The organism is Streptomyces sp. NPDC001002, from assembly GCF_053599215.1.
In genome coordinates this window covers 12,038-31,533 of sequence record NZ_JBSFLV010000074.1, presented here as the reverse complement: position 1 = coordinate 31,533, position 19,496 = coordinate 12,038, and the positions used below count along the sequence as shown (strand labels likewise).

19 protein-coding genes and 1 riboswitch are annotated in these 19,496 nt (G+C 70.3%); of the genes, 3 read left to right on the top strand and 16 right to left on the bottom strand.

The genetic code is table 11. The annotated features are described in order from the left end of the window. Positions 1-59: 59 nt before the first annotated feature. From ACWDR3_RS29285 to ACWDR3_RS29275, 3 genes are all read right to left on the bottom strand, one after another. Positions 60-719 (bottom strand): TetR/AcrR family transcriptional regulator, encoded by a 660-nt coding sequence (locus ACWDR3_RS29285; protein WP_450355574.1) that lies wholly within the window; start codon positions 717-719, stop codon positions 60-62. A 62-nt stretch (positions 720-781) separates the two neighbouring features. Next, positions 782-922: an SCO1431 family membrane protein gene (locus ACWDR3_RS29280; protein ID WP_124002909.1), complete on the bottom strand. Its 141-nt coding sequence runs from the start codon at positions 920-922 to the stop codon at positions 782-784. 176 nt (positions 923-1,098) lie between these two features. Beyond that, positions 1,099-2,469 (bottom strand): peptidase C39 family protein, encoded by a 1,371-nt coding sequence (locus tag ACWDR3_RS29275; protein ID WP_450355573.1) that lies wholly within the window; start codon positions 2,467-2,469, stop codon positions 1,099-1,101. Between the two features lie 273 nt (positions 2,470-2,742). Here ACWDR3_RS29275 and ACWDR3_RS29270 point away from each other — a divergent pair, with 273 nt between their 5' ends. Together ACWDR3_RS29270 and ACWDR3_RS29265 are read left to right on the top strand one after the other, a co-directional pair. Then, positions 2,743-3,363 (top strand): uridine kinase family protein, encoded by a 621-nt coding sequence (locus ACWDR3_RS29270; RefSeq protein ID WP_450355590.1) that lies wholly within the window; start codon positions 2,743-2,745, stop codon positions 3,361-3,363. Between the two features lie 426 nt (positions 3,364-3,789). Then, positions 3,790-5,652: an AAA family ATPase gene (locus ACWDR3_RS29265; protein ID WP_450355589.1), complete on the top strand. Its 1,863-nt coding sequence runs from the start codon at positions 3,790-3,792 to the stop codon at positions 5,650-5,652. Positions 5,653-5,809: 157 nt separating this feature from the next. Here ACWDR3_RS29265 and ACWDR3_RS29260 read toward each other — a convergent pair whose 3' ends face one another. The 10 genes from ACWDR3_RS29260 to ACWDR3_RS29215 all read right to left on the bottom strand — a co-directional run bounded on the left by ACWDR3_RS29260 (position 5,810) and on the right by ACWDR3_RS29215 (position 14,934). Beyond that, positions 5,810-6,922, bottom strand: a complete 1,113-nt coding sequence (locus tag ACWDR3_RS29260) for a hemolysin family protein (RefSeq protein ID WP_450355572.1) — start codon at positions 6,920-6,922, stop codon at positions 5,810-5,812. After that, positions 6,919-8,244 (bottom strand): hemolysin family protein, encoded by a 1,326-nt coding sequence (locus ACWDR3_RS29255; protein WP_450355571.1) that lies wholly within the window; start codon positions 8,242-8,244, stop codon positions 6,919-6,921. Before ACWDR3_RS29255 ends, ACWDR3_RS29260 begins: the two co-directional genes overlap by 4 nt. A gap of 177 nt (positions 8,245-8,421) precedes the next feature. Further along, positions 8,422-8,865, bottom strand: a complete 444-nt coding sequence (locus ACWDR3_RS29250) for a PH domain-containing protein (RefSeq protein ID WP_450355570.1) — start codon at positions 8,863-8,865, stop codon at positions 8,422-8,424. A 14-nt stretch (positions 8,866-8,879) separates the two neighbouring features. Continuing rightward, positions 8,880-9,737 (bottom strand): ATP phosphoribosyltransferase, encoded by an 858-nt coding sequence (gene hisG / locus ACWDR3_RS29245; protein WP_450355569.1) that lies wholly within the window; start codon positions 9,735-9,737, stop codon positions 8,880-8,882. A gap of 72 nt (positions 9,738-9,809) precedes the next feature. Beyond that, a complete protein-coding gene (locus ACWDR3_RS29240; RefSeq protein WP_006378313.1) occupies positions 9,810-10,082 on the bottom strand; it encodes a phosphoribosyl-ATP diphosphatase in 273 nt (90 codons plus the stop codon). 34 nt (positions 10,083-10,116) lie between these two features. After that, on the bottom strand, positions 10,117-10,602 hold the full coding sequence (gene ribH / locus ACWDR3_RS29235; RefSeq protein WP_450355568.1) for a 6,7-dimethyl-8-ribityllumazine synthase: 486 nt from the start codon (positions 10,600-10,602) through the stop codon (positions 10,117-10,119). 68 nt (positions 10,603-10,670) lie between these two features. Continuing rightward, positions 10,671-11,969 carry a bifunctional 3,4-dihydroxy-2-butanone-4-phosphate synthase/GTP cyclohydrolase II gene (locus ACWDR3_RS29230; protein ID WP_450355567.1) on the bottom strand — a complete coding sequence of 433 codons (1,299 nt, stop codon included), beginning with the start codon at positions 11,967-11,969 and terminating at the stop codon, positions 10,671-10,673. Continuing rightward, positions 11,966-12,616 carry a nicotinamide mononucleotide transporter family protein gene (locus tag ACWDR3_RS29225; RefSeq protein ID WP_450355566.1) on the bottom strand — a complete coding sequence of 217 codons (651 nt, stop codon included), beginning with the start codon at positions 12,614-12,616 and terminating at the stop codon, positions 11,966-11,968. The genes ACWDR3_RS29230 and ACWDR3_RS29225 overlap by 4 nt, the downstream gene beginning before the upstream one ends. Further along, a complete protein-coding gene (locus ACWDR3_RS29220) occupies positions 12,613-13,218 on the bottom strand; it encodes a riboflavin synthase (protein WP_450355565.1) in 606 nt (201 codons plus the stop codon). Before ACWDR3_RS29220 ends, ACWDR3_RS29225 begins: the two co-directional genes overlap by 4 nt. Positions 13,219-13,374: 156 nt before the next feature. Next, a riboswitch (FMN riboswitch) is annotated at positions 13,375-13,505 on the bottom strand. A gap of 244 nt (positions 13,506-13,749) precedes the next feature. Then, positions 13,750-14,934, bottom strand: a complete 1,185-nt coding sequence (locus ACWDR3_RS29215; RefSeq protein ID WP_450355564.1) for an ROK family transcriptional regulator — start codon at positions 14,932-14,934, stop codon at positions 13,750-13,752. 180 nt (positions 14,935-15,114) lie between these two features. Here ACWDR3_RS29215 and ACWDR3_RS29210 point away from each other — a divergent pair, with 180 nt between their 5' ends. Next, on the top strand, positions 15,115-16,326 hold the full coding sequence (locus ACWDR3_RS29210) for an MFS transporter (protein ID WP_450355563.1): 1,212 nt from the start codon (positions 15,115-15,117) through the stop codon (positions 16,324-16,326). On the opposite strand, the gene ACWDR3_RS29205 is transcribed toward ACWDR3_RS29210, so the two are convergent. From ACWDR3_RS29205 to ACWDR3_RS29195, 3 genes are all read right to left on the bottom strand, one after another. Further along, on the bottom strand, positions 16,286-16,744 hold the full coding sequence (locus tag ACWDR3_RS29205) for an acyl-CoA thioesterase (protein WP_450355562.1): 459 nt from the start codon (positions 16,742-16,744) through the stop codon (positions 16,286-16,288). The genes ACWDR3_RS29210 and ACWDR3_RS29205 overlap by 41 nt on opposite strands. A 115-nt stretch (positions 16,745-16,859) precedes the next feature. Then, complete coding sequence (locus tag ACWDR3_RS29200; RefSeq protein WP_450355561.1) at positions 16,860-18,128, bottom strand: alginate lyase family protein; 1,269 nt, start codon at positions 18,126-18,128, stop codon at positions 16,860-16,862. Positions 18,129-18,295: 167 nt separating this feature from the next. After that, positions 18,296-19,414, bottom strand: a complete 1,119-nt coding sequence (locus ACWDR3_RS29195; RefSeq protein ID WP_450355588.1) for a glycoside hydrolase family 6 protein — start codon at positions 19,412-19,414, stop codon at positions 18,296-18,298. Between the last annotated feature and the right edge of the window lie 82 nt (positions 19,415-19,496).

Below are 19,496 nucleotides of genomic sequence, written 5' to 3'. Positions count from 1 at the left end.
AGGGTGACTCGGGGCGGTGGTCCGGCCACGGACCGCCGCCCCTCTGTCAGTTGGTCCGGTCAGGTGTCGCGGCGCGCGGGGGCCGGGGCCGGGTAGGAGGGGTCCAGTTCCTCGGTGGCGCGCATGGCGCCGCCGAGCGTCTTGACCAGGATCTCGCGCATGGTGTCGCGCGACAGCGAGGGGCGGTCGATCCAGTCGAGGGTGGCGCCTTCGACACCGCAGACCCAGGCGAACAGGCTCATGCGGGCCAGCGGCGCGATGTCGGTGCGGCCGTACGCCCCGTCGGCGATGGTCGCGACGATCGCCTCGCGCACCCCGTCCCGGATGGCGTGCACCTCGGCGTCGAAACCGACGCCGCCGCTGACGATCGTGCGGTAGGCGGCCTGGTTGTTCTCGGCCCAGCGCAGATAGCTGTCCATCGTGCGCTGCACCCGGTCCACCTGCGGCAGTTCGAGTCCGCTCGCGGCGAAGGTGATCAGGTCGGCGACCGAGTCGTGGATGATCGCCAGGTAGTAGCCGCGCTTGGACTGGAAGTAGTAGTAGATCAGCCCCTTGGCGACATGCGCCTGCCGGGCGATGTCGTCCATCGAGAGCGCGTCGTACGACGTGTCGGCGAACAACTTCCGCCCGATGGCGATCAGTTCGGCGCGGCGCGCCAGCGAGCGCTCCGTGCCGCGCGCCCGCGGGCGGACGGCGTCGCTCTGGTGGCTGATGTTCAAATTCGACCCTGTTTCCAAAGGGCGGTGGGACATCCGCAGTATGGCAGGTCGTATGTGTCAGGTCACAGCAGTCCGAGCTGGGCCACGAGCATCGCGACGACCACGACGAGGGTCCAGCCCATGACGTGCTCCAGGACCTTCGGGCCGTCGTCCTTGGGACCGCCGGTGCGGGCGCGGGCGGCGGTGGCTGAGTGTGTCGTCATGGCTTCTCGCTGAGGTCGGATGCATCGGGTGGATTCCCCCCACCGATCCGTCCACCTTGCCACTGATCAGCCCTTTTGCGGCCGAGAGCTTGGTCACACGGGGTTTGGTTCCGGAGCGGCACGGGGGCCCGGTCTCCCGGGCCCCCGCCTGTCCGTTCCTGTCCGTTCCTGTTCGCTCAGCGCACACCGACCGCCGCGAGCGCCTTGCGCTGGCGATGGGTGGGATCCGCCGGGAAGTAGAGGTAACAGACCCCGCCGGTGCCGGAGGCGACCTTGCCGGAGGCGTTGTACCGCTTGGTCCTGAGCCAGATGTTCTCCCACTCCCGCCGCTTGTAGACGCGCCGCACGGCCGCGTCGCTCGGCGAGAAGGGGTCGTTGGCGATCACATCACCGTCGGCCGTGAAGCCGATCACGGTCATCAGGTGCCCGGAGGTTCCGTAACCCGCCCCGGTCAGCTCCTCCTTGAGGAAGGACTGGGACGTTATGGCCGGGATACCGGCCGCGATCAGCGTCTCCAGGTCGGTCAGCGAGCCGAGCCGGGTGACCACGCCCTGCAGATCCTTGAAGGTGGCCGCGTAGGCCGCGTTGAACGGCCAGTTGCCGCACCCCGCGTACTGGTAGTCGTAGGTGTAGCGAGCCGCGTGGCACACCTGCGGGTCGGCGAACGCCGGGTCCACCCAGGCCAGTTGCTCGGGGGTGAGGCGGCCGCCCCAGTACTCGATGATCATCTGCGAGGAGGTGGGGCTGCACCAGGCCTCGCCGCCGTTGTCGTACTCGGGGTACTGGCCCGCGTGGATCTCCTGCGAGTAGCGCGGGACGATCAACTCCTGGGCCAGGCCCGGGGTCGAGGCCGGGACGGTGAAGCGGTCCGGGACGTCGGAGCCCATCGCGCCGAGCCGCCACACCGTGGGCGTGAGCCGGGTGCCGGGCTTGCGGTAGAGGGTCAGCCGCAGCCGGTACGACACCAGGCGCAGGCCTGTGGTGGCGTCGTCGATGGCGAAGGTGTCGGTCCAGACGGTGCTCTTGCCGTCGGTCTGGTCGTCGACCGAGGTCCGCTTGATGTCCCCGTCGCCGGCGGCCCAGCGGCCCATGACGTACCAGGGCGCGGCCGTGCCGTCGGAGTAGGTCCCGGTCAGCTCGACCTGGAGCCAGGTGCCGGCCGGGGTGCGCGCGTTCCACGAGGAGATCACCTCGGTGGCCGGGACGGCGAGCCTGTGGACGGGGGACGTCCAGGTCGCGTACTCCCAGGCGGCGGTCGTGCCGGTGTGCGGGTCGGTGTAGTCGGTCGTACCGGCCGGGGCCGCGATCTCCACGCCGGGACGGGCACCCGCGAGCGCCCGGGCCCCCTTGGCGGTGCCACCGCGCCAGTCGGAGTACGTCGTCCAGGCGCGGTAGTCGACCTGGCGGCCCTGCCGGGCCGGGATGTCGGCGGTGTCCACGGGCTCGGTCGCGTCGGCGGCGACGGCGGGTCCGGCGCTGCCCACCACGGCCGCGGCGACCGCGGCGGCCAGGACGGTTCTGCGGGACGGCTGTTCGGCTCTGCTCATAGGTGGAGAGACCCCCGTGTGTCCGATTCGATGCTGGTCCCGTGCACGGTGCGCTGCACGGTTGTGGGCCAACTATGACCGCAGGTGACAGCTCCTGACAGCACTTTCGTCCATGGCACGCCCACGAATATTGGTCTCGACCACTGACGTGATCAACTCAAGGACGCAGCGGCGAACGCCTCCCGTGATCCCTGCCCGAACACCCCCGTGAGACACTGCACTCCGGTCGGCCCATATCGGTCCATTTCGTCACCGCACAGTCAAGGAAGAGCCATTCACGACCTCGCCTCCCGGCTCCGCCGCCTCCCCGCCTCCTGCGGCCCGGTCCGCCTGGTCGGCGTCGACGGGCACGCCGGCTCCGGAAAGACCACGTTCGCCGGGGAGTTGAGCCGCGCCCTCGACGACGCCCCGGTGCTGCACCTCGACGACATCTCCAGCCACGACGAGCTGTTCGCGTGGACCGGGCGGCTGCTGGCACAGGTGATCGACCCCCTGCGCCGCGGCGAGCGCGCCGAATACACCCCCTACGACTGGCACGCCCGCCGCTTCGGACCGCCCCGCACGCTCCCGCCCGCCCCGGTCGTCCTGATCGAGGGCGTCGGCGCGGGCCGCCGCGCACTGCGCCCGCATCTGGCGTGTCTGCTGTGGATGGAGTTGCCCTCCGAGGAGTCCTGGACACGAGGACTCAGGAGGGACGGGGAGGAACAGCGGGATTTCTGGGGCGAGTGGGTCTCGGCGGAGCGCCTGCATTTCGCCGAGGATCCTTCACGACCGTTCGCCGACACCCTGGTACGGCAGTGCATGAAGGGGTACGAGGTGCTCCCGGGGCCGGTGAACACCGCTGGACCGGACCAGGAACTCACGCTGGGTGACGGACCATCCGCAATGTGCTGAACTTGTGAAGAGACCCCTTCGGCGACTTACCGGAGTGCCTCAACTCGGCTTGACCGGGGGGCCGTACAGGACTTACGTTCTGAATGTGCGGCCATGCGAAGCCGCCCAGAAACGCGAAGCCCCCGGTTGTTCCCCCGTGATCGGGGGCTTCGTTCTGCCCTCGTCCCGCCATCCGGACGCTGTACGGCGCAATTCGCTCACGCACGGTGACCGTTCCCGATGCGCCCCATCTGCTCCCACCTCGTCAAACGGCCTGTGCGGCACCCTACGGCGGGCGACACCTGCGCAGGTACGATGCCCTCGGTGCGACCTTCGGACGGCTGCGCGCACCGCAACTCCGGTCCGCGGCACGGCGGTTCGATCAAGGAGGCCGACGGGCAACGGCCCGCCGGTCAACCGACGGGGGCACGGTTTGTGGGGGACGTGATGGACTTCGGCACGCGGGGCCCCGAGGCCCCGGCCGACCTCGCCTGGCTGCGAGGTGTGGATGCCTACACGATGGGTGCCTATCCGCAGGCGGAGGAGGAGTTCCGGGCCGCGGTGCGGATGGATCCCGGGATGGCCGACGGATGGCTCGGTCTGCACGCGCTGCGCGTCGACACGACGACCGCGCTGCTGCGGATGTTCCGGCACCGGGACCGCTTCGGGGAACAGCGCGCGCGGCACCGGCGCTCCCTCAACTCCTGGTACTGGCTGGGCTGGTGGGTGCAGCCCGTGCTGGAGAGCCCGCGCGATCTGCTGCTCGCGCACGCCTCGCACTGGCTGGACGGACGCCATGTCCCCGAGCTGGACCGGGCTTTGGCGGGCCTGCCGCCGGTGGACGCCGACCATCAGGTCCGCTTCCTGCACGCCTGCCGGGCCTATCTGGTCAAGGACTGGGAGCAACTCGTCCGGCACACCGACCCGTTGATCGACGACGCGCTGCTCGGCATCGAGGCGGGCCTGTTCGGCGGCATGGCCCGGGTCCGCCTGGAGATGTACGGACAGGCCGAGCCCCTGCTCGCGTCCGCGCTGATGCGCTGTCGCAGCGAACAGCCGCAACGCAAGGAGCTGCGCTACTGGCTGGCGCGGGCCCACGAGGGCACCGGCCGCTCGGCCGCCGCACTCCCCCTCTACCGGGCCGTGCACCGCGTCGACCCCGCCTTCATGGACACCTCGGCCCGACTCGCGGCGATCTCCGAGGGCGACGGGTACGACGAGGCCACCGACCTCGCGGCGATCACCCTCTCCGGCGGCGCGGACGCGCTGGAGGGGCCGGACAGCCTGGACCCGCTCTTCGGTATCGAGGGCCGCGATCTGCGGCTGTCCGAGCCGGAGTTGCCGCCGACCGGACCGCTGCCGTCGGTGATCGATCCGACCGTGCGGGAGAAGAACGCCACGACGTCGTCGGCACTGCCCACCGGTCCGACCGACCCCGCATTACTCGAGGAGGCGCTCGCCGAGCTGGAGCGCATGGTGGGCCTGGAGCCCGTGAAACGCCAAGTCAAGGCGCTTTCAGCGCAGTTGAACATGGCCCGGCTGCGGGCGGGCCAGGGTCTGCCGGTCCAGCCGCCCAAGCGGCACTTCGTCTTCTCCGGGCCCTCCGGCACCGGCAAGACCACGGTCGCCCGCATTCTCGGTCGCGTCTTCTACGCGCTGGGTCTGCTCGGCGGCGACCATCTCGTGGAGGCGCAGCGCGCCGACCTGGTCGGCGAGTACCTCGGGCAGACCGCCGTGAAGGCCAACGAGCTGATCGACTCCGCGATCGGTGGGGTCCTCTTCGTCGACGAGGCGTACTCGCTCTCCAACTCCGGTTACGGCAAAGGGGACGCTTACGGCGACGAGGCGTTGCAGGTGCTGTTGAAGCGGGCGGAGGACAATCGCGATCACCTGGTGGTGATACTGGCCGGGTATCCCGAGGGGATGGACCGGCTACTCGCCGCGAACCCCGGTCTGTCGTCGCGCTTCACGACCCGGGTCGACTTCCCGTCGTACCGTCCCCTCGAACTCACCTCCATCGGCGAGGTGTTGGCCGCGGAGAACGGTGACGTGTGGGACGAGGAGGCTCTTGACGAGCTGCGGTCCATCGCGGGGCATGTGGTGGATCAGGGGTGGATCGATGAGCTGGGGAACGGGCGGTTCCTGCGCACCCTTTACGAGAAGAGCTGTGCGTATCGAGATCTTCGGCTGTCGACGTATCCCGGTGTGTTGACGCGTGATGATCTGTCTACGTTGAGGCTGCCGGATCTCATGCAGGCGTACGGCGAGGTGTTGTCGGGGCGGGGGCCCCAGGATCCTGCCGGGATGTGAAGCGAGGCGCGAAGTCCTGCCGGGAGGTGCAGCGGGGCGCGACAGCTCGGGTGGTTCTGTCTTGTTCGCGGCTGCGGGTTCGTCGTGGCTGGTCGCGCAGTTCCCCGCGCCCCTTGGATGGGTACGGGGAACCTGCGTCTGATCAGTGCCGTTCGCTTTAGCCGGCCATCGCCTGCTCCGGGTCGCCGCTGGTCGGAGTCTGGTCCGGGTCGTCGCTTGCTCGGGGCTCCGTCACCTTTACCTCGGGGGTCTCGCGGTGTGCCGGGTCCGTGACCTCGCCCACCAGGAGTTCCAGGACGTCCTCCAGGGCCACCAAGCCCAGTACCTTGCCGGAGTTGTCGGCGATCTGGGCGAGGTGGGTTGCCGCTCGGCGCATGACCGTCAGGGCGTCGTCCAGGGGGAGTTCGGCTCGTAGGGTCGTCATCGGGCGCCACAGTTGCTGCGGCACCGCGCGGTCCGAGTCCTCCAGGTCCAGGACGTCCTTGACGTGCAGGTAGCCCATGAACGCGCCGTTGTCGGCGGCCACCGGGAAGCGGGAGTAGCCGGTGCGGGCGGTGAGTTCGACGATCTTTCCCGGGGTGACCGACGGACTGACCGTGATCAGTGACTCGCGCTTGAGGAGTACGTCCGTCACCGGGCGGGAGCCCAGCTCCAGGGCGTCCTCCAGGCGCTCCTGCTCCTCGGGGTCGAGGAAGCCCGCCTGACCGGAGTCCTCCACCAGCCGGTTGAGCTGCTCGCTGGTGAAGACGGCCTCGACCTCGTCCTTGGGCTCGACACCGAAGAGCCGCAGGATGGCCCCGGCGCAGGCCCCGAGGGCCACGGTGATGGGCCGGCAGACACGGGCGAAGGCGACCAGGCCCGGGCTGAGCCAGAGCGCGACCTTCTCGGGGGCCGCCATCGCGAGGTTCTTCGGGACCATCTCGCCGATCACGAGGTGGAAGAAGACGACGGCGGCGAGCGCGATGACATAGCCGAGCGGGTGGATCATCCCGTCGGGCAGGTGGACCCACTCGAAGACCGGTTCCAGCAGGTGGGCGACCGTCGGTTCGGCGACCGCGCCCAGGGTCAACGAGCAGACGGTGATGCCGAACTGGGCTGCGGCCATCATCTGCGGCAGCCGCTCCAGGCCGTACAGCACCTGGCGGGAGCGGGCCGTGCCGAGGGGTTCGATCTGGCTGCGGCGCACGGAGACGAGGGCGAACTCGGCGCCGACGAAGAAGCCGTTGGTGAGCACGAGCAGTCCTGCGAACAGGAGTTGGAGCACGCTCATCGGGCGACCTCCACGACCGACCCGGTCCGCACCAGGCGGACCCGTTCGGCGCGGTAGTGGCCGACGCGGCGCACGGTGAGCCGCCAGCCCGGCAGTTCGGCCCGGTCACCGGCGGCCGGGATCCGGCCGAGCAGGTCGGCGACAAGACCGGCGACGGTCTCGTACGGCCCCTCGGGCACGTCCAGGCCTATGCGTTGCAGGATGTCGACCCGGCAGCTGCCGTCGGCGTCCCAGGCGGGCCTGCCGTCCTCGGGCGGTGCGGCGGCGAGTTCGGGCACGTCCTGCCCGTCGTGCTCGTCGCGGACCTCGCCGACGATCTCCTCGACGATGTCCTCCAGCGTGACCACGCCGGCCGTGCCGCCGTACTCGTCGACGACGACCGCGATGGGCTGCTCGCTGCGCAACTGGCTGAGCAGCGGCTGCACCGGCAGGGTTTCCGGGACCAGCAGCGCCGGGCGGGCGATGCGGCCGACGGGGGTGCGCAGCCGGTCGTGCGCGGGGACCGCGAGGGCGTCCTTGAGGTGGACCATTCCGACGACCTCGTCGATCTTCTCCCGGTAGACGGGGAAACGGGACAGGCCGGTGGCGCGGGTCAGGTTGACCACGTCCTCGGCGGTCGCCGACGACTGCAGGGCGCTCACCTTCACGCGCGGGGTCATGACGTGCTGCGCGGTCAGTTCGGCGAGCGAGAGGGTCCGTACGAAGAGGTCGGCCGTGTCCTGTTCCAGGGTGCCGGCCTGGGCCGAGTGGCGGGCGAGGGAGACGAGTTCGCCCGGGGTGCGGGCGGAGGCCAGCTCCTCGGCGGGCTCGACGCCCAGGGCCCGTACCAGCCGGTTGGCCACGGTGTTCAGCGCGGAGATGACCGGGCGGAACAGCCGGGCGAAGGCGTGCTGCGGGCCCGCGACGAAGCGCGCGACCTGCATGGGCTTGGACACCGCCCAGTTCTTGGGCACGAGTTCGCCGATCACCATCTGCACGGCCGAGGCCAGCAGCATGCCGACGATCACCGAGACGCTCGGGACCGCCCCTTCGGGCAGGCCGATCGCGGTGAACGGGCCGTGCAGCAGCTCCGCGAGCGCCGGTTCGGCGAGCATGCCGACGACGAGGGAGGTGATGGTGATGCCGAGCTGGGTGCCGGAGAGCTGGAAGGAGAGTTCTTTGAGGGATTCCGCGACTCTGCGGGCCCTTCGGTCGCCCTCGGCCGCGGCCTTCTCGGCGTCCGTCGACTCGACGGTGACCAGGCCGAACTCGGCCGCCACGAAGAAGCCGTTGGCGAGGATCAACAGGAATGCCGCTCCGAGAAGCAGCAAGGGGATGGTCATGATGCCGCCGCCTCGATATGTCGTGAGGGGGCGGCGCAGGTACTACAGGACGATCCGTCCATCGCTGGAGGGAGTCACTCCTCGGGTAGCAGGGGGCCTCTGAGGACCGGTGGGAACATCAGTGGCGGAGGCGCAACGAAAACGCCTCCGCCAACAGATTAATCAAGACAAGGGTCTCTAGGGCAGATCCCTTGTCGAGCGGGCTTCGGCGAGCGCCCTGAGGGCACGCGCGTCGGCGATGGCGTGCTGCTTGGCGATACCCGGCTGGATGCCGAGCGCGGGCAGGCTGGTGCCGTCGCTGAGGTTGAGGAACACCCACGGGTCGCCCGGCCGCAGGTTGACCTGCAAAATCTCCGCCCAGGCCAGCCGCCGCCGGCTGGCGATGTTGACCACGGTGACACCGGTCTCGTCGGCGACGACCTTCACCCGGGCGAGCATCGCGAGGACACCGAAGAGCAGGGCCGCCGTGACGATGAAACTCAGCCGTTCACCGGGGCCGAGCTGCTCCAGAAGCATCGCGACCGTCGTGATGACCACGAAGATCACGGCACCGGCGACCAGCAGCACGGCACGGGTACGGCCCGGCCGGAATGTGACGGGGAGAACAGGGAGATCGGACATGACTCGTACGTCCCTCAGAGCCGGCAGGCGTGGATCGCCGTGGTCAGGATGGCGCGCGCGCCGATGTCGTACAGGTCGTCCATGATCCGCTGGGCCTCCTTGGAGGGGACCATGGCGCGGACGGCGACCCAGCCCTCGTTGTGCAGCGGGGAGACGGTCGGCGACTCCAGACCCGGGGTCAGCGCGACGGCCTTCTCCAGCTGCTCGACGCGGCAGTCGTAGTCCATCATCACGTACGTCCGTGCCACCAGGACGCCCTGGAGGCGGCGCAGGAACTGCTGCACCTTCGGCTCGGCGGCCTCGTCGGCTTCCGCGCCGGTGCGGCGGATCACGATCGCCTCGGACTTCATGATCGGCTCGCCGAAGACCTCCAGGCCCGCGTTGCGCAGGCTGGTGCCGGTCTCGACGACGTCCGCGATGACCTCGGCGACACCCAGCTCGATGGCGGTCTCGACGGCGCCGTCGAGGTGCACGACGGAGGCGTCGATGCCGTTGTCGGCGAGGTGCTTGGCGACGATCCCCTCGTAGGAGGTGGCGACCGTCTTGCCCTTGAGGTCCGCGACCGTGTTCGCGGCGCCGGGCTTGGAGGCGAAGCGGAAGGTGGAGCGGGCGAAGCCGAGCGGCAGGATCGCCTCGGCGCTCGCGCCGGAGTCGATCAGCAGGTCGCGGCCGGTGATGCCGATGTCGAGGCGGCCGGAGGAGACGTAGATCGCGATGTCACGGGGGCGGAGGTAGAAGAACTCCACCTCGTTGACCGGGTCGACGATCCGCAGTTCCTTGGACTCGCGGCGCTGCTGGTAGCCGGCCTCATGGAGCATGTCCGCCGCAGGTCCTGAGAGGGAACCCTTGTTGGGGACGGCGATGCGCAGCATGAGGTCGGCTTCCTTCGCGTGATGGTTTTGTACGGGTTTACGTGGAACCAGGAGACTTGCAGGCCTGGAGACTTACAGGTGGGCGTAGACGTCGTCCAGCGAGATTCCGCGGGCGACCATCATCACCTGGACGTGGTACAGCAGCTGCGAGATCTCCTCGGCGGCCGCTTCCTTGCCCTCGTACTCGGCGGCCATCCAGACCTCGGCGGCCTCTTCGACGACCTTCTTGCCGATGGCATGGACGCCCTTGCCGACCAGCTCTGCGGTGCGGGAAGTGGCGGGGTCGCCGGTGGCGGCCTTGTGCTGGAGCTCGGTGAAGAGCTCCTCGAACGTCTTATTGGACATGATGGGGCCCAGCCTATGCGCAAGTGCCCGGCACTCACCGCCAGGGTTCAGATACTGAGCGGAGAGTGGCCGCCGTCGCCACCGCGGCCGTCACCGCCTCGTGTCCCTTGTCCTCGTTGGAGCCTTCCAGGCCCGCCCGGTCCAGGGCCTGCTCCTCGGTGTCGCAGGTCAGCACGCCCATGCCGACGGGGACGCCGGTCTCGACCGAGACCTGGGTGAGGCCCTGGACCACGCCCTGGCACACGTACTCGAAGTGGGGGGTGCCGCCGCGGATGACGACGCCGAGGGCGACGATCGCGTCGTAGCCCCGGCCCGCCAACACCTTTGCCACGACCGGGAGTTCCCAGCTGCCGGGGACCCGGAGCAGGGTCGGCTCGTCGATGCCCAGGTCGTGCAGGGCGCGCAGGGCGCCGTCCACCAGTCCGTCCATCACCTTCTCGTGCCACTGCGCCGCGATGACGGCGACCCGCAGGTCTCCGACGTTGCGTACGGACAGGTCCGGTGCGCCCTTGCCGCTCACGTTCTCTTCTCTCCTCTGTGCCGGTCCGTGCTCTGTGCCGGTCCGTGCCGGCTCGAAAAACGCTGCTGTTACTGGTTGTTGCAGGTGGACAGGGGTGCCGTGGGGGCCGCGTCCAGCCACGGCAGGTCGTGGCCCATCCGGTCCCGCTTGGTGCGCAGGTAGCGAAGGTTGTGCTCGCCCGCCTGTACGGGCATCGGCTCCCGGCCGGTGATCTTGAGGCCGTGCCGCAGCAACGCGTCCGTCTTGTCGGGGTTGTTGGTCATCAGCCGCACGCTGCGCACCCCGAGGTCCTCCAGGATCTGCGCGCCGGCGCCGTAGTCCCGGGCGTCGGCGGGCAGGCCGAGTTCGAGATTGGCGTCGAGGGTGTCGCGGCCGCGCTCCTGGAGTTCGTACGCCCGCAGCTTGGACAGCAGGCCGATGCCGCGGCCCTCGTGGCCGCGCAGGTAGACCACCACGCCCCGGCCCTCCTCCTGGATGCGCTGCAGGGAGGCCTCCAACTGGGGGCCGCAGTCGCAGCGCAGGGAGTGGAAGACGTCGCCGGTCAGGCACTCGGAGTGGACGCGGACCAGGACGTCCTCGCCCTCGCCGATCTCGCCGTGGACGAGCGCCACGTGCTCGACACCGTCGACGGTGGAGCGGTAGCCGTACGCCGTGAACTCGCCGTGCTTGGTGGGCAGTCGGACCTCGGCCTCGCGGCGGACGGTGGGCTCGGCGGCCTGGCGGTAGGCGATCAGGTCCTCGATGGAGATGATCGTCAGGCCGTGCTTGCGGGCGAACGGGATCAGCTCGGGGAGGCGGAGCATACGGCCGTCCTCCCCCGCGATCTCGACGATCGCGCCGGCCGGGCGCAGGCCCGCCAGGCGGGCGAGGTCGACGGCGGCCTCGGTGTGGCCGTTGCGGGTCAGCACACCGCCGTCCCGCGCGCGCAGCGGGAAGATGTGACCGGGGCGGACGAGTTCGTCGGCCTGAGCAGTGCCGCTCGCGAGCAGCTGAAGCGTGGTCGCCCGGTCGGCGGCCGAGATACCGGTGGTCACACCGTGAACGGCCGAGGCGTCGACCGACACTGTGAACGCGGTTTTCATCGACTCGGTGTTGTCCTCGACCATCTGCGGGAGCCGGAGCCGGTCCAGCTCGTCGCCCTCCATCGGGGCGCAGATCAGACCGCGGCACTCGCTCATCATGAACGCGACGATCTCGGGCGTGACCTTCTCGGCGGCGACGACGAGGTCGCCCTCGTTCTCGCGGTCCTCGTCGTCGACGACCACGATCGGGCGGCCGGCCGCGATGTCGGCGATCGCCTGCTCGACCGGGTCGAGGGACCAGTCCTCGATGCCGTCTGTGCTGTAGAGAATCGGTGCCGATGTCATGCCGGCGCTCCTTCCAGGACGGGCCGCGCGCCGTCGCGGGAGCGCAGCCACCAGTCGCGCATGCCCCACAGGACGAGTGCGCCGTAGATGACGTAGACGAAGCCGGAGAAGGCGTAGCCGTTGGCGAAGTTGAGGGGGACGCCGACGAGGTCGACGAGGAGCCAGGCGAACCAGAACTCGACCATGCCGCGTGCCTGGGCGTACATGGCGACGACCGTGCCCACGAATATGTAGGCGTCCGGCCAGGGGTCCCAGGACAGGGTCGGGTACGCCTTGAAGAGCAGGGCCACCGCGACCGTGCCGACGGCCGCGGCGCCGATCATCGCGCCGCGCTCGCGCCAGGTGGCGAACCGCGGGGTGATGTGACCGTCACCGCCGTTTTCGGCCGTGCCCTTGTTGCGGTTCCACTGCCACCAGCCGTACAGCGCGACGACCATGACGACGGCCTGCTTGCCGGCGCTGCCGGTCAGGTGGCCGTAGAAGGCGCCGAAGAGGATGAGGCCGGAGGCGAACTGCACCGGCCAGCTCCACAGGTTGCGCCGCCAGCCGAGGGCCAGGGCGATCAGGCCGAGGATGTTGCCGATCATGTCCGACCAGAGGATGTGCTGGCCGAACAGGACGAAGGCCTCGGAGTTGAGGGAGTTCACTTGCCCGCCCCTTGGCCGGACGCGAGCAGCCGCTCGACGTACTTGGCGACGATGTCCACCTCCAGGTTGACCGGGTCGCCGGGCTGCTTGAGGCCGAGCGTGGTCAGGGCGAGGGTGGTGGGGATCAGGCTGACGGTGAAGTAGTCCGGGCCCGCGTCGACGACGGTGAGGCTGATGCCGTCGACGGTGATGGAGCCCTTCTCCACGACGTACCTGGCCAGGTCCGCGGGGAGGGAGATCTTGATGATCTCCCAGTTCTCGGACGGTTTGCGCTCCAGCACCGCGCCGGTGCCGTCCACGTGCCCCTGCACGATGTGGCCGCCCAGGCGGGCGCCCACGGCGGTGGGGCGTTCGAGGTTGACGCGGGAGCCGGCGCTCAGGGCACCGAGGCTGGAGCGGTCCAGGGTCTCCGCCATGACGTCGGCGGTGAACTCGTCGCCCTCGTGCTCGACGACGGTGAGACAGACCCCGTTCACGGCGATGGAGTCGCCGTGCTTCGCTCCGTCGGTGACGACGGGGCCGCGCAGACGGAAGCGGGACGAGTCGCCGAGATTCTCGACGGCGGTGACCTCACCCAGCTCTTCGACGATTCCGGTGAACACTTCCCGGGTCCTCCTGCCACATCGGGCACGGACTCCGGGGCCTGTCGATGACGACAGAATGAAACGAACGACAACACCGCGGGCGACGCCGAAAAGGACCCGCCACAAGAGGGCGAGCCCAGAAACGGCGACGCGCACACAAATGGTGCTCGTCCGCCGCGCACTGCCTCCCATCCGGACTTTAACCGTCGGTCCAGGAATTTCACCTGGTCAACCGGTCACTGGAAGTGACCGGGTCGCGGACTGTAACCGCCGGTTCGGACTTTCACCGACCCCGGAGTGCGCTGCTTCTGGTACATGGCCAGTCTGCCACGCCTGATCCAGGTCCATACGGGCGAACGATGTGGGGTGGCTCACAGGCGACGTCGCTGGACTTCTCAACAGGGCATTCCTTGAGGAACCCTTTGGTCTAGTCCTTTCCGAGGTACCCTGAACCGGTCCGGCGACGGTGACGACGGCCCTTGCCCGTCGCCGGGCCACCCAACGCATGCCGCAGCGAGCGGCAAGCGGCCGATCGAGAGCGCGCGCAGCTCACCGCCTCGGCGCGAACAACTCCTCCTGCGCCCGGTCGCGCGCCGTCAGCAGCGCCCCGCGCAGCACCGCCCCGCCGCCCAGCGCACCGGCCCGCACCTCCGTCGGCAGCGGTGACATCCGGCGCAGCCGCGCCTCCACCCGCCCCGCCAGCTCCGCTCCCCCGGCCTGTCCGACCTCGCCGCCGAGCACCACGCAACCGGGGTCGAGGATCGCGACGACCGAGGCGACGCCGACGGCGACCCGGTCGGCGAGCGCGTCGAGGAAGCGGTCGGCGTCGGCACCGCGACCGGTCACAGCAGCCCGTACGAGCCCAGCCGCGACCGGCTCGTACGGGCCCGACTCCGCCACCACCCCGTACTCCTGGGCCAGTTCGGCGATCGCCGACGACCCCGCCAGTGTGTGGAAGCCGCCCTCGCAGTCCGTTGCGGACGGCAGTCCCGACGTCCCCGGCACCGGAAGGAAGCCGATCTCGCCCGTGCCACCGGAGGCGCCGCGACGCAGGGTGCCGTCCAGGACGACCGCCGCGCCCGTGCCGTGACCGAGCCAGAGCAGGACGAACGTGTCACGGTCCTGGGCCGCTCCGTCGCGCTGCTCGGCGAGGGCGGCGAGGTTGGTCTCGTTCTCGACGCTGACGCGGGCCTCGGGGAGCCGTTCCTGGAGGGCGGTGGCCAGGCGCCGGTGCCAGGCGGGCAGGCCCGAGGAGTCACGGAGTTCGCCGGTGACCGGGTCGATCAGGCCGGGGGCGCCGATGCCGACGGTGTGCAGCCGGTCGGCGCCGGCCTCCTTCACCACCCGCTCGACCAGGGCGACCGCCTGTTCCACAGCGGGGCCGGTCCCGGTGTCGTCGCCGATCGGTACGGACGCCTCGGCGAGGACCTGGCCGACCAGGTCCGATACGACCACCCAGACGCCCTCGGTACGGACGTCCAGGGCGGCCAACTGGGCCCGGTCGGCCACGATCCCGTACAGCTTCGCGTTCGGCCCGCGGCGCTGTTCGCCCGCCTCGCCGACCACGGTGATCAGTCCGGAGGCGGTGAGCCGCTCGACGAGGTCGGCGACCGTCGGGCGCGACAGCCCGGTCAGCTGCTTCAGCTGCCCGGCCGTCAATGGGCCCTCCTGCTGGAGCAGTTGCAGGGCGACCCGGTCGTTGATGGCCCGGGCGGTGCTCGGTGATGCGGGCATGCCGAGATCCTTCCAGATCGGCGGTGCCGTACGGCGCCAGGGACGGGTACTCGGCTTCGTGCCCGTGCTGCTCGGCCCTCGTACCCGTGCGGCCATTATTGCCCTATCTATCAGGCAGGGTTCCTGATAGTTTACGCGGCGCAGGTGGGGAGCCGTGGAGATCCTGGGAGGGGCCGGAGAATGAGCGACGTGGCATACGACTCGCACGAGGTGAGGCGGGCCCGGTACGCGGTGGCCGCCGTGTTCGCCGTGCACGGCGCCGTGACCGGCTCGTTCGCGACCCGTGTGCCGTGGATCCAGGAGCACGCCCACCTCAGCGCGGGCCAGCTGGGCTTCGCGCTCGCCTTCACGGCGTTCGGCGCCTCCTGCTCGATGCCGCTGGCGGGCCGCATCAGCCACCGCTTCGGCAGCCGTACGGCGCTGCGCGGGCTGCTCGCCCTGTGGACCCTGTCGCTGATCCTGCCCTCGCTCGCCCCGAACCTGTACACGCTGTGCCTGGCGATGTTCGTGTACGGCGCGAGCGCGGGCATGGCCGATGTCGCCATGAACGCGCTCGGCGTGGAGATCGAGGCGCTGCTCGGCAAGTCGATCCTGTCCGGGCTGCACGGCATGTGGAGCGCCGGCGCTCTGATCGGCTCGGCGGGCGGCACCCTCGCCGCGCACCTGGATGCGGACGCGCGCGTGCACTTCGCGCTGGCGGCGGCCACGCTCACCGCGCTCGGCATGCTGTTCTGCCGCTGGGTGCTCGACCTTCAGCCGGCCGAGGACGAGGAGCCGCCGCCGAGGTTCGCGCTGCCGCCGAAGTCGGCGCTGCTGATCGGTGCCGTCGGGTTCTGCGCGGTGTTCGCGGAGGGCGCGAGCCTGGACTGGTCGGCGGTGTATCTCCGTGACCAACTGGACTCCTCGGCGGGTCTGGCGGCGGCCTGCACGACCGGCTTCATGCTCACCATGGCCGTGGCCCGGCTGGTGGGCGACGCGGTGGTCAACCGCTTCGGCTCGGTCCGCACGGTCCGCACCGGCGGCTTCCTCGCGGCGGCGGGCGGCCTGCTCGTGGTGGTCGCGGGGCATCCGGCGGTGGCGATGACCGGCTTCGCGCTGATGGGCCTCGGCATCGCCGTGGTCGTACCGCTGTGCTTCGCGGCGGCCGGGCGCAGCGGCCCGAACCCCAGTCAGGCCATCGCGGGCGTCGCGACCATCACGTACACCTCGGGTCTGATCGCCCCCAGTCTGATCGGCGGGGTGGCGCAGGCGTCGAGCCTGGTGGTGTCGTTCGTGCTGGTGTCGGTGCTGGCGAGCGGGCTCGTCGTGTTCGCGGGGGTGCTGCGGGCCGGCGACCGGGACCGGCCGAAGGTCAGTCGGCCGAGCGCAGCAGTGCCCGACCCGCGGCCCTGAAGTCCTCGCTCCACGGCACCGGGCGCATGGTGACCGGGTCGAGACGGACGAGCACCCGGGTGCCGTGCGCGTAGGTCACCGAGCCGTCCGCCGAGCAGAGGCGGAAGCCGTAGGTCAGTCCTGTGGTGCCGAGCCGGTCCAGCCACAGATGGACGGCGTACGTGCCCGGCCGGGTGACCGGTGCCTCGTAGCTGATCCGGAACTCCTTCACCGCGTTGCAGGCGTCACCGGCCGCCACCCAGTCGCCCGCGAAGCGGAAGCCGTGCTCCTCCAGGAACTCGCCCCAGGCCCGCTCGACCAGCAGCGGATAGCGGGCGTTGTGCAGCAGACCGAGGGCGTCCAGGTCGTCGAAGTGGACGGTGACGGGGGTGAGCCGGCCGTGCGACAGGGCGGGGGCGGTCGAGGCTTCGGCGGTCACGGCGGGGCTCCTGGGCGTCACGGATGAAGCGGTGGGGACACTCCATCCTAAGCGGACGCTCAGGAGCCCCTGTCGGGAAGGGCCAGGTCAGCCCACTGAACCCGGCAGGCTCCGGTCAGCCGGCTATCGAGTCCAGCTGCTCGGCGGCCGGGCGCAGCGCCCAGAGGTCGCCGCCGGGCGGTGCCTCCAGCTTCGGCACGGCCTTCTGCGCGGCCTTGTCGCCCGCGTCCGCCGCCGCGTGGACCACGTCACTGGCCGCGAAGCGGTAGAACTCCAGCTCCGGATGCGGCCACGCAACGGCTCCGGTCGCGGCCGACAGCAGATAGTCGACCGCCTTGAACAGGCTCTGCCCGTCCGGCCCTTGATGCGCCCACAGGTTCACGCCGACATGCCGTCCGATGGCGGCGAGCCGGGTGTACGCGACCAGGTCGAAAGTCGAGTAGTGCCAACTGCGCGTCCGCGCCAGCTCCTGCGGCTGACTCCCGTCGCCCGCGATCTGCGGGTCGAGGCGCTTGGTGGCGGCATCGCGTACGGTCCGCCGGGCCAGGCCCGTGTCGCCGGTGGCGTAGGCGAGGGCGGCGACCTGCATGTCGTAGAAGGTGCCGTGGTTGTTGGCCGCGGCGCCCTCCTGCTTGCCGAAGTCGCTGTCGACCAGCCAGTCGAGGAAGTCGGAGTTCCAGCGGGTCATTCCGGTGCGGTCGGCCTTCGTCCAGCCGGGGGCGCCGGTGGCGAGCAGCGCGAGCGCGTCGACGACGCTGGTGTACGACTGCGAGAAGTCGATGATCCCGATCGCCCGGCCGTCGTACTTGCAGGGGATGAACTGGGCGTGGTTCAGATTGGGGTTCATCTTCGTGGCGGGGTTCAGGAACCAGGTGCGCAGCACCTGTCCGGCCTTCGTCGCATACTTCTTCTCGCCCGTGTAGTACCAGGCGAGCGCGAGGTCGTACGTCGAGTCGAAGACCTTCTCGACGTCCTGGCGGTCGGTGCCGGTGTCGACCTCGGGGTTGCGCTGTCCGTCGCGCTGGACGTAGGGGCAGCCCCAGGGGTTGTCGGCGGTGGGGGTCGTCGACGGCCACCAGTAGGGAGCCTGGCTCAGATAGTCGTGAACGTCCCCGCCGGGGGCGGGTTTCGGCTTGTCGACGACCGTCCAGGGGCCCTGGTTCAGCCAGTTGTCGGCGCGGGCCGTCAAGTTCCGCACGGAGCGGCGCAGTTGGGCGTCGCCGCGGTCCAGGCGGTGCTTGGTCTGCTGGAGGCGGGCGCCGTCGAGTACGGCGGTGTCGGGGGTCTTGGCAGTGGCGTGGGTGGCTTGTGCGGAGGGGACGAGCACGGCTGCGAGGGTCACCACAGCGGCCAGCACGACAGCCGCACGGGATCTTCCGCTCATCTAGCACTCCGATCCGTCGAACATGCGGTCAGACATGTGAACAGAGTTCATGAGTAGGACCGTGCGAGCGTAGGACTAGGCCATACCTGTGGCAATGGTCCGGACAGCATTCATGTACGGAGACGGAAGATGTCGACCTGAACCGTGATCCGCCGAGAGAGTGTCTGCTACGACGACGCCAAGTCGTACGCGTACGACGGACTGAACGTCCCGGGGCTGCCCTTGCAGCCGTCCGACTCCCCCGGCAGCTTCACCCAGAGATAGGCGTCGATCCGGGCCTCGCCGGTGCTGAGCGTCGGCGCGCGGCCGATCTTGCGGCCCGCCGGGTCGCACCACTCGCCTTCCTTCGGGGCGCCGTTGCCGTTGCGGCTGGTGTCGATGACGGCACCCAGACTCGCGGGGCCGCCCAGCGCGGCGAGGACCTGTCGGTCGTAGGCGATCTCGTTCGACGTGGTGTGGAAGTTGGAGACGTTGCTGAAGACGCCGTCGGAGGAGGCGGCCGAGGCGGCGCCCGCCTGGCGGAGCAGTTCGGCCTGCTTGCTCGCCGGGTTCCAGCCGGAGTGCCCTGCGTCGAAGTAGACCCGCGCCTGGGGGTCGGCCGCCTTGAGGACGCGGCCTGCCCGGGCCAACGAGGCGAAGCGGTCGGCCCGTTGACCGGCGCCGAGGCAGTCTGCCTGGGCTATGGAGTCCGGCTCCAGGACGACGATGACCTCGGCGGAGCCCAGCCCCCGCGCGAAGGCGTCGATCCAGGCGTCGTACGCGTCGAGGTCGGGCGCCCCGCCCTGGGAGGCGCCGCCGCAGTCGCGGTCCGGAATCGCGTACGACACGAGGACCGGCACCCGGTCCTGCCCGGCGGCGCCCGAGGTGACCGCGCGAACCCGGGCGGCGATGGTGTCCAGCGAGTAATCGGTGAACCAGACCGCGGCCGGCCGGTCGGCGATGCGCGACTCGATGACCGGTGTGCGCGGGTCCGAGGGGTTGGCGCGCACCCAGTCCAGGACCTGGGACTCGGGGTGGCGGTAGAGACCCTCGGTCACGGGGGCGGTCGGCTCCTTCTTCGCCTTCTTCGGGGAGGAACTCGCGGACGGGCCCGCTTTCTTGGACGAGGGCGAGGGTGAGGCCTTGGTGCCGGTCGCGGACGGGGACGGCACCACGGGCAGCCGCTCCACCCTCGGTGAGCCGCTCACCTCGGATCCGGCCCGGTCCGTGCCGCGTCCGCCGTCGAGGGCGGACAGCATGCCGGTCGCGGTGCCGACGGCGACCACGGCGGAGGCGACCGCGAGCATCGCGGAGCGCCGGGTGGCGCGGCGGCGCTCGGCCCTGCGCTCGGCCAGCCGCTGGGCACGCAAGCCTGACACGGTGGTGTGT

Excerpts from the sequence above, each read along its gene's own strand:
- ACWDR3_RS29280 (WP_124002909.1), bottom strand. The coding sequence starts at position 922 with ATGACGACACACTCAGCCACCGCCGCCCGCGCCCGCACCGGCGGTCCC.
- ACWDR3_RS29275 (WP_450355573.1), bottom strand. The coding sequence starts at position 2,469 with ATGAGCAGAGCCGAACAGCCGTCCCGCAGAACCGTCCTGGCCGCCGCG.
- ACWDR3_RS29265 (WP_450355589.1), top strand. The coding sequence starts at position 3,790 with ATGGACTTCGGCACGCGGGGCCCCGAGGCCCCGGCCGACCTCGCCTGG.
- ACWDR3_RS29260 (WP_450355572.1), bottom strand. The coding sequence starts at position 6,922 with ATGAGCGTGCTCCAACTCCTGTTCGCAGGACTGCTCGTGCTCACCAAC.
- ACWDR3_RS29255 (WP_450355571.1), bottom strand. The coding sequence starts at position 8,244 with ATGACCATCCCCTTGCTGCTTCTCGGAGCGGCATTCCTGTTGATCCTC.
- ACWDR3_RS29250 (WP_450355570.1), bottom strand. The coding sequence starts at position 8,865 with ATGTCCGATCTCCCTGTTCTCCCCGTCACATTCCGGCCGGGCCGTACC.
- hisG (WP_450355569.1), bottom strand. The coding sequence starts at position 9,737 with ATGCTGCGCATCGCCGTCCCCAACAAGGGTTCCCTCTCAGGACCTGCG.
- ACWDR3_RS29240 (WP_006378313.1), bottom strand. The coding sequence starts at position 10,082 with ATGTCCAATAAGACGTTCGAGGAGCTCTTCACCGAGCTCCAGCACAAG.
- ACWDR3_RS29230 (WP_450355567.1), bottom strand. The coding sequence starts at position 11,969 with ATGACATCGGCACCGATTCTCTACAGCACAGACGGCATCGAGGACTGG.
- ACWDR3_RS29215 (WP_450355564.1), bottom strand. The coding sequence starts at position 14,934 with ATGCCCGCATCACCGAGCACCGCCCGGGCCATCAACGACCGGGTCGCC.
- ACWDR3_RS29210 (WP_450355563.1), top strand. The coding sequence starts at position 15,115 with ATGAGCGACGTGGCATACGACTCGCACGAGGTGAGGCGGGCCCGGTAC.
- ACWDR3_RS29200 (WP_450355561.1), bottom strand. The coding sequence starts at position 18,128 with ATGAGCGGAAGATCCCGTGCGGCTGTCGTGCTGGCCGCTGTGGTGACC.
- ACWDR3_RS29195 (WP_450355588.1), bottom strand. The coding sequence starts at position 19,414 with ATGCTCGCGGTCGCCTCCGCCGTGGTCGCCGTCGGCACCGCGACCGGC.